We start from the raw sequence: 7943 nt of genomic DNA on the forward strand, positions 1-7943 counted from the left end.
CCACCGCAGCGCCTTCGTGCGAGCCGAGAACAGGGACAACGCCCCCGCGAGTCACGACTTCAGGATATCCAGCCCGTCGTGATTGCCGATCGGCCGCGCCGGCAGCGCGATCGGTTCGTGCTCGACGGGTGCACCGGACAGCCAGGCGTGGGCATCGGGCAAGGCCGCTTCTCCGCGCTTGCCGAGGCCGAGAAAATCGAACAGCTTCGGATCGGACAGCTGCGAGGGGCGGATGTCGCCCAGCGCCCGGGCCATGGTCTCGATCCGGCCCGGCGCTTCCTTCTCCCACTGCGCCAGCATCTTCTTGACCTGCTTGCGCTGCAGGTTCTCCTGCGAGCCGCACAGGTTGCAGGGGATGATCGGGAACGCCCTGGCCTCGGCATAGGCCTCGATGTCCGTCTCGCGCACGTAGGCCAGCGGGCGGATCACGATGTGCCTGCCGTCGTCGCTCTGCAGCTTCGGCGGCATGCCGGACAGCCTGGCGTGGAAGAACAGGTTGAGGAAGAAGGTATTGACCAGATCGTCGCGGTGGTGGCCGAGCGCAATCTTGCTGAAACCGTTGACCTCGGCGTAGGTGTACAGCGCGCCGCGCCGCAGGCGCGAGCACAGCGAGCACATCGTCTTGCCCTCCGGGATCACGCGGGTGACCACCGAATAGGTGTCTTGTTCGAGGATGTGGAAATCCACCCCGATGGACGCCAAGTATTCGGGCAGCACATGCTCGGGAAACCCCGGCTGCTTCTGGTCCAGATTCACCGCCGTGATGCTGAAATTGACCGGCGCTTTTTTCTGCAGCTGCAGCAGCACGTCCAGCAGGGTGTAGCTGTCCTTGCCGCCGGACAGGCAGACCATGACCCGATCGCCGTCCTCGATCATGCCGAAATCGGCGATCGCGCGGCCGACCTGGTGGCGCAGGCGCTTGGCCAGCTTGTCGGCTTCGTGCTTGTTGCGGGGGCCGGGCTGCGAACCGGGCCGACCTGCAGGATCGAGGCGGGGGAAAGTGTCCATTCCCCGCCATTTTATCCGCACCGGCGCACATCACGAACCGGCAGCCGCGCTATGCTGATCCCATGGGCAGAATGCTTGAATCCGGGGAACTGGCCAGACTGACTCGGCTGGTGATGGAACTGCGCGAGGAGCATCGTGACCTCGACGAGGCAATCAGCCGGCTTCAATCCGACCTGCAGGCCGACGAACTGCTGCTCAAGCGAATGAAAAAACGAAAGTTGCGGCTGAAAGACCAGATCGCCTGGGTCGAGAATCTGCTGATCCCCGACGAGCCTGCATAGCGACCCATGTCCGGAACGACCGCGTTCTTTCGCTAACGAGGTGTGGAATCCATTTCCCGACCGTCCCGAAAGTTCCCAAGGAGTTCCCCATGCGCATCGCCAGAATCCCGCCCATCCTCCTCGCCGTCGCGGTCTCGGCCGCGCTGTGCGGCTGCGGCCGCGGAGGCGGCAACAGCGCCGAAAGCACGCCATCGAATGCAGCGGCGAACACCGCGCCGGCCAGCACGCCGGCCAACGCTTCGACCAACGCACCTGCCAGCGCGCCGGGCCGAACCGGGGGCGGCACCGACAACGCCGCCACAACCGGGAAGTCCGCGGTGGACGATGCCGGCGACGCGACGGGCAAGGAGGACTCCGAGGTTGCCATGGCGGCGGGCTCCAAGCCGGTTGCCGCAGGCGGCTTTCCCTATGCCGGGTCATGGCAGGGCACCTGGAAAGCGCCTTCCCTGCGGCAAAGCGGGCTGTTCACCCTGACCGTATCCACCGACGGCACCAGCACCGGCAGCATCGACAATTTCACGCTGAACAACGCGGGCACGCTCGACGCGACAACCGACGACAACGGCAATCTTTCGGGAACCGTCACCTACCCCGGACAGCGCGACGCGAAGCTGTCCGCGACGCTGTTCATGAGCGGGGGCGTCGTGAACGGGAATTTCGTGCAATACGTGGCAGGGAGAAAGGTCGGAGGCACCCTGCGGCTGAACTCGGTGACGTCGGCGTCGAACAAGTACGCCGGAAGCTGGTCGGGCTCGTGGGCGGCAACCTCCATGGGGCAGACCGGAAGCATCAGCTTCGTGATCGCGACCAACGGCAGCATGACCGGGACGATCAAGAATGCGACCCTGGGCAATACCGGGACGATGACCGCGACCGTGGACGACAACGGCAATTTCAGCGGTCGGGTCGACTACCGGCGCCAGCGGCCGACGGCGATCACCGGCACGCTGGGGGACCCCGGGAGCGACCTGGTCGTTTCCAGCTTCGTCCAGACCGCCAACGCGACCGACTATGCGGGGACGTTCAAGATGTCCCGGCAGTGATTGCGGTCAGACTGCGGTCCGCATCGAAGGCAGCGATCCAGGCGCTCCACAGGGACGTTGGCCGTACGCGCCGGTCGGCCCACTGAGCGGGCTTGCTGTCGTCATTCCGGGTCTGTCTCGTCCGCCAGCGCCGGCCGTTCGCCGGAAATGCGGCCGGTGTCCGGGCTGATCTTCTCAATGGTGTGGCGCAGTTCGCGGCCGAGCACCACTCGGGCGTCGCGGGCCCAGGCGTTCAGGCGCTCGTCGAACATCAGTTTGCTGGTCTCGGGGCTGGGCCAGACCAGCTTGAGTTCGCGCAGTTTCTGGATGAAGCCGCGGAACAGCGATTTGTCGAAGAACTCCGGCGCGGCCGGGGCATACAGCAGCGACAGCCGCTGCGCGGTCTGCTGGCACAGGCTTTCCAGTTCGCCGGCGCCGAGGGTGCCGGAACCGTTTTTCACCAAGATGGCGATGGCAATGTAGTAGCGTTCGAACGCCTGTTGCAGGGAATGTCCGATCGCGCGCAGGCGGAATACCTCGTCGGTCTGGCCGGCAAAGCGCTGCAGGATGCCGCCTTCCTCGTCGCTGACCTGCTGCAGCAGGCCTTCGCGCACGAAGACCTCGATGGTGCGGTCGATCCGTGCGGCAAAGCCGTCCTCGTCCCAGGGCAGGAACAGCTCGGCTTGCAGGAACGGGTACAGCGTGCGTCCGATCTGCTGCAGTTGCGCGCGCCCCATGCGGCGGTTGTTCTGGAAGCACACCGCGATCCACGCCGAGGCGGTGAACAGGTGCAGCACGTTGTTGCGGAAATAGCTCAGCAGCACCGCGTTGTCGTCGTCCACCCGCAGCACGTCGCCGAGCGGATGCGCGGTGCGCTCGATCAGCCCGATCTCCTCGCCGTGGGCGATGATCTGCTGCGGTGTGTGCGGTGTCACCGTCACCCAGTCCGAATACGGCACCTCGGCAAGCAGGGTCTTGGACAGTGCGATCTGGTTCAGCAGGTCGGATTCGCCCATCGCGTGCTTGGGCGTGGACAGCAGCGCCAGCGCCAGCAGGTTGATCGGGTTGACGTCGGCGGCGCGGTTGACGTTGACCTGGATCCGCTGCGCCAGCGCGTCGATCGTGCTGGCGAACCAGCTCGGCTTGGCATCGTCCGGAATCGGCTGGCCGTCCCATTCGGCGGCGTGCTCGGCGAGCACGTCCTTGAGGTGGATGCGCTCGCCGAAGTTCACCACCACCTGCCCGTAGTTGCTGCGCAGCACCTTGGGAATGCCCCACAGCACCTTCCAGATCGATTCCTTTTCCTTCGGCTTGCCGGTCAGCTCGTCGAGATAGCTGCGGCCTTCCATCAGTTTTTCGTAGCCGATGTAGACCGGCTGGAACAGCACCGGGCGCGATGGCTGGCGCAGATAGGCGCGCACCGTCATCGCCAGCGAACCACCCTTGGGCTGCAGCAGGCGGCCGGTGCGCGAGCGCCCGCCTTCGATGAAGTACTCGATCGAATAGCCGCCGGCCACCAGTTGCGCCATGTATTCGCGGAACACCGCCGAATACAGCGCGTTGCCCTTGAAGCTGCGGCGGGCGAAGAAGGCGCCGCCCTTGCGCAGCAGGGTGCCCAGCACAGGCAGGTTGAGGTTGATGCCGGCGAAGATGTGCGGGGCCACGATGCCGTGCGAATACAGCAGATAGCTCAGCAGCAGGTAGTCCATGTGGCTGCGGTGGCTGGGCACGTAGATGACCTCGTGCCCCGGCGCATCCTGCTTGAACTGGTCGAGGTGGTGGACCAGCACGCCGCGGTAGATGCGGTTCCAGACCGAGGTCAGGAAGAAACTGGCCGAGCGCACCACCGTATTGGAGTAGTCGGCAGCGATTTCCCAGAAGTAGGCGTTGGCCTTCTTCCAGGCGCCGTCGCGCTTGCCGCCCTCACGCCTGGCCTGGTCGTCGATCGCCTCCTTGACCAGCGGCGCGGACAGCACCTGGTCGGCCAGCAGGCGCCGGGTCGACAGATCCGGGCCGATGACGACCTCGCGCACGCGCCGGAAGTGGGTGCGCAGCACGCGCGAGAGCTTGCGCACCGTGCGCTCGGGATCCAGTCCTTCGGCCACGATCCCGTGCAGCGAGACCGGCAGCGCGAACTGCACCAGGGTGTCGCGGCCGTTGAGCAGCAGCGCCAGCAGGCGCCGGAAACGGCCGACCAGCGCCCAGTTTTCCGAGAACAGCACCGAGAACCAGCCGCTGCTGCGTTTGGGTGCCTGGCCGACGAAGATCGAGACCGGCACCAGCTGCACGTCCAGCCCGGCGTTGTCGCGGTGCGCCTGCAGCAGCCGCGCCAGCGAGCCGGAGTGGGTCTTGTGCTCGGCACCGGGCAGCAGGCCCAGCGCGTTGGCGTGCCGGCGCGAGAGTGCGACATAGGCGCGCTTGCGGCCAAGCGGATCGCCCGCGATCGGCACCAGCGGCTCCGGCAGGCCGGACTCGCGGCAGGCACGCTGCAGGATCAGGGCGTTGGACAGGCCGTAGTCTTCGAGGACATAGCAGATCGGACGGGCGGGATCGACCTCGCCGGTCTGTCCGCTTTCGATGTCGAGCTTCAACCACGGGTCGAGCAGCCCGCCGAGCAGGCGCGACCACAGCGGCACCCGAACCTTCCCCGCTGCTGCCGCCGACGTGGCGACAGGATCGGTGTCGGCGGTCCCGGCACCCGCGTCCGCGCCTTCGGGTAGTTCGGCCACCCCGCTTCCGCGCGCGCCGGCGAGGAACTCCGGCAGCGGCAGCGGCGGTTCCGCCGACGCGCCCGCATCCGGCGCCTGCGCGCCGTCCGCCGGGCCGGCTTCGGTGGCCGGACGCGCGGGTGTCGCTTCAGGCGGCGGGTCGAACAAACCCGCCTGCTGGGGGGACTGGGAATCAGGCATCGCCGTGCATTATGGACGAGCGCCCCACGCGGCGCGCCGGGGCCAAGGGTTCAGTGGGGGGCATGTTCCGTGATCTGCGTCACGGTTTCCCAGTGGGCGCGGCGGCGGCCGGCACGCCCGGGCCGCCCAGCGATCGCCGTGCGCGCGCCACGTAATCGGCCAGATACCAGTGCCCGTCGATGCGAACCACCGGCACGATCGCATCGACGGCCGACCCGCCGAGCCGATACTGCAGGCGCAGCCGCGCGCTGTCGCCGGTCTGCTGCTGCAAGGTGGCCTGCACGCTGCGCAGGCTGCTGTCGAAATCGAGGCCGTACTGCAGGCGCAGCTGGGCCGTCAGGGTCGAGAAGAACCGCGACAGCCGGTCGAGGCTGGCCGTCATCCCGAGTCGGGCGAAGTCGGCGTTCGCGCTGCGTCCGTCGATCCCGGTGTGGTTCGCCGCCGCCGCCAGCGCCGCGAACAGGTGCTGGGCGCGCTTGGGATCGGACAGCGGCGCCGCCAGCGCCCAGTCGCCCAGCGCGGTCATGGCCTGGGCGACGTGCTCGCGCTCGTCGGGGGTGTAATCGGGATCGGTCTGGATATAACTGCTGCCGAACACGACCAGGGTGCGCACCGCCTGATCGATGTCCCCGTCGGCGCCGGCGATATGGCGCTGGAAGCTGGCCGTCAGCGCGCGCGCAGCGTCAGGTTCCTGCAATGCCGCGAGCATGCGCGGAATGTCGCTGTCCAGCGGCAGCTCCTCCAGCGGCCACAGGCTGCGGCCATCGCGCCAGGCGGTTTCAACCTGTGCATGCAGGGCCGGCGGCAGGGCCACCCGGGCAAAGCCGGCGCCGTCGCGCGCCAGCAGGCGATCGCGCAGCGCGTAGATCGCATCGACCGGACGCTCGGCCGCAACGTTGCGCAACCCGGAGGCGTCCTTCGCGGCCGGGGTCGGCGCCGGACGGCAGGCCGACAGCCACGGCAGGGCCAGCGCGAAGCACAGCAGCAGCGCGCGGCGGGCGACTCGGTGTTGTCGATCCCGTCGGGTCATGCCGGGAGTGTCGCGGCATGCGACGTGCCAGCGCAAGCGCAGTGCCGCCGTCATCCCGTCAGCTGCCGCATTTGCCCTGTTCCATTTCCTGCAATCGCTGCGGATAGTTGGCTTCCAGCAGCGTGCGCCAGTGCTGCCAGCCGGCGCGGCCGGCCGCCGGATCCGGGGTCTTGTCGACGCGGGTGTAATGCAGGCCGAGGTAGTCGATGCCGGCGCTGCGCAGCGCCGCGCGCATGGCATCGATATTGGCCTGGCCATCGTCGACCAGCAGCACGCGGTCGTAATGCAGGCGCAACCGTCCGAGCAGTTCCAGCAGGGTCCTGCCCTTGTCCTGGCCGGTGGTCATGAACAGGCCCTGGTCGTACACCACCCGCACCGGGCGGGAGTCCGACGACTTGCGGAAATCCCAGATCAGGCCGTCGCTGCGGCCGCCGAGCATCGCCGGAAGCGCGTAGCCGTTTTCGTGCAAGGTGCGCAGCGTGCCGCCGCGGTAATTGGCGCCGCGCGAGGTCAGCAGCAATTTATCGACGGGCAGGGCGTTGATCCGCGTCGGGCCGTCGGGCTGGGTCGGGTGCTGGGTGCCGGCTTCGTAGTTCAGCGCGATCACGTCGAACAGGCAGGGCACCTTGCCGGGGTCGTCGGCCGCAAGGGTTTTCTGCCATGCGTACCAAGCGTCGCTGCCGAAGAAGGCGTCCGACGTGAGCAGGGTATCGTCGATGTCCAGCACCAGCAGGGTCCGCGCGCGACTTTCCGCCAGCGCCGGCGCGATCTCCGCAAGGTCGGTGATTTCCCGCACGTCCGAGCGCACGGTGTCCGGGCGCAGCGCCGGGGTGCTGCAGGCGGACAGCAGGGCAACCAGGGCAAAGGTCAGCAGGCGGCGCATGGATTCGGCTCCCGGGCAGACAATGACCGCAGTGTAGCGGGAGAAAAGCCCCTGCCCCGCATCCGGCGGATTCGCCCTACTTGGCCAGCAGCGCCCGGATTTCATCGAAGGCGGCGCGACGGCGCTCGACCTTGTGGGCGGCCTCGGCCTCCGGATCAGCGCCATCGCGCTGCAGCTCGGCCGCGGGCAACTCGTCCAGGAAACGGCTCGGCTGCAGGCGCTGGGTGTTGCCCCAGCGCTGCGCTTCCCTCGCATGCGACAACCACAGCCGCTCCTTGGCGCGGGTGATGCCGACGTAGAACAGGCGGCGTTCCTCGTCGATCCGGCCTTCCTCGATGCTGGCCTCGTGGGGCAGGTTGCCGTCCTCGACGCCGACGATGAAGACGAAGCGGAATTCCAGCCCCTTGGCCGCGTGCAGGGACATCAGCCGCACCTGGTTGCCGGCATCGCCCTTGTCGGCGTGCGACAGCAGGGCCAGCGCGGCGGCCAGTTCACCCGGGCCGGACGTTTTCGGGCCGTCGAACCAGTCGGCCAGTTCGTCGAGGTTGCGGCGGCGCATCTGGAACTGCGCCTCATCCTTGCAATGGGCGCGCAGCGCGGCCAGCAGGCCGGAGGCGTCGTTGAGCTTGCGCACCAGTTCGGCCGGCGGCAGGACATGCGCGGCCTTGCGCAGGTCCTTCAGCAGCCCGGAAAACCCCTGCAGCGCGCTGGCGGCCCGCGGCGGGAGCTTTTTGGCCAGCGCGATCGACTCGGCCGCCCGCGCCAGCGGCAGGTGCGCGTGCGCAGCCAGTTCGGCAAGTTTCGCCAGCG

7 protein-coding genes are annotated in these 7943 nt (G+C 67.9%); 2 read left to right on the plus strand and 5 right to left on the minus strand.

Features of this window, described 5'->3' with window-relative positions:
* Window positions 1-51: 51 nt before the first annotated feature.
* Window positions 52-1008, minus strand: a complete 957-nt coding sequence (ttcA, locus tag Q0X16_RS11525; protein ID WP_297834516.1) for a tRNA 2-thiocytidine(32) synthetase TtcA — start codon at window positions 1006-1008, stop codon at window positions 52-54.
* A 71-nt stretch (window positions 1009-1079) separates the two neighbouring features.
* Here ttcA and Q0X16_RS11530 point away from each other — a divergent pair, with 71 nt between their 5' ends.
* Both Q0X16_RS11530 and Q0X16_RS11535 read left to right on the plus strand, forming a co-directional pair.
* Window positions 1080-1289: a YdcH family protein gene (locus Q0X16_RS11530; protein ID WP_297834532.1), complete on the plus strand. Its 210-nt coding sequence runs from the start codon at window positions 1080-1082 to the stop codon at window positions 1287-1289.
* A gap of 317 nt (window positions 1290-1606) precedes the next feature.
* Complete coding sequence (locus Q0X16_RS11535) at window positions 1607-2332, plus strand: hypothetical protein (RefSeq protein WP_297834519.1); 726 nt, start codon at window positions 1607-1609, stop codon at window positions 2330-2332.
* A 101-nt stretch (window positions 2333-2433) separates the two neighbouring features.
* On the opposite strand, the gene plsB is transcribed toward Q0X16_RS11535, so the two are convergent.
* The 4 genes from plsB to Q0X16_RS11555 form a co-directional block, all read right to left on the minus strand.
* The gene (gene plsB, locus Q0X16_RS11540; protein WP_297834522.1) at window positions 2434-5220 is read right to left on the minus strand and encodes a glycerol-3-phosphate 1-O-acyltransferase PlsB; all 2787 of its coding nucleotides are present in this window, start codon (window positions 5218-5220) and stop codon (window positions 2434-2436) included.
* A gap of 79 nt (window positions 5221-5299) precedes the next feature.
* The gene (locus tag Q0X16_RS11545) at window positions 5300-6250 is read right to left on the minus strand and encodes a hypothetical protein (protein WP_297834524.1); all 951 of its coding nucleotides are present in this window, start codon (window positions 6248-6250) and stop codon (window positions 5300-5302) included.
* 58 nt (window positions 6251-6308) lie between these two features.
* On the minus strand, window positions 6309-7133 hold the full coding sequence (locus Q0X16_RS11550) for a DUF2608 domain-containing protein (protein ID WP_297834527.1): 825 nt from the start codon (window positions 7131-7133) through the stop codon (window positions 6309-6311).
* 76 nt (window positions 7134-7209) lie between these two features.
* On the minus strand, window positions 7210-7943 hold a 734-nt coding region (locus Q0X16_RS11555; RefSeq protein ID WP_297834530.1), incomplete at its 5' end, for an ATP-dependent helicase.

This window comes from Thermomonas sp. (assembly GCF_025993755.1).
GTDB lineage: Bacteria > Pseudomonadota > Gammaproteobacteria > Xanthomonadales > Xanthomonadaceae > Thermomonas.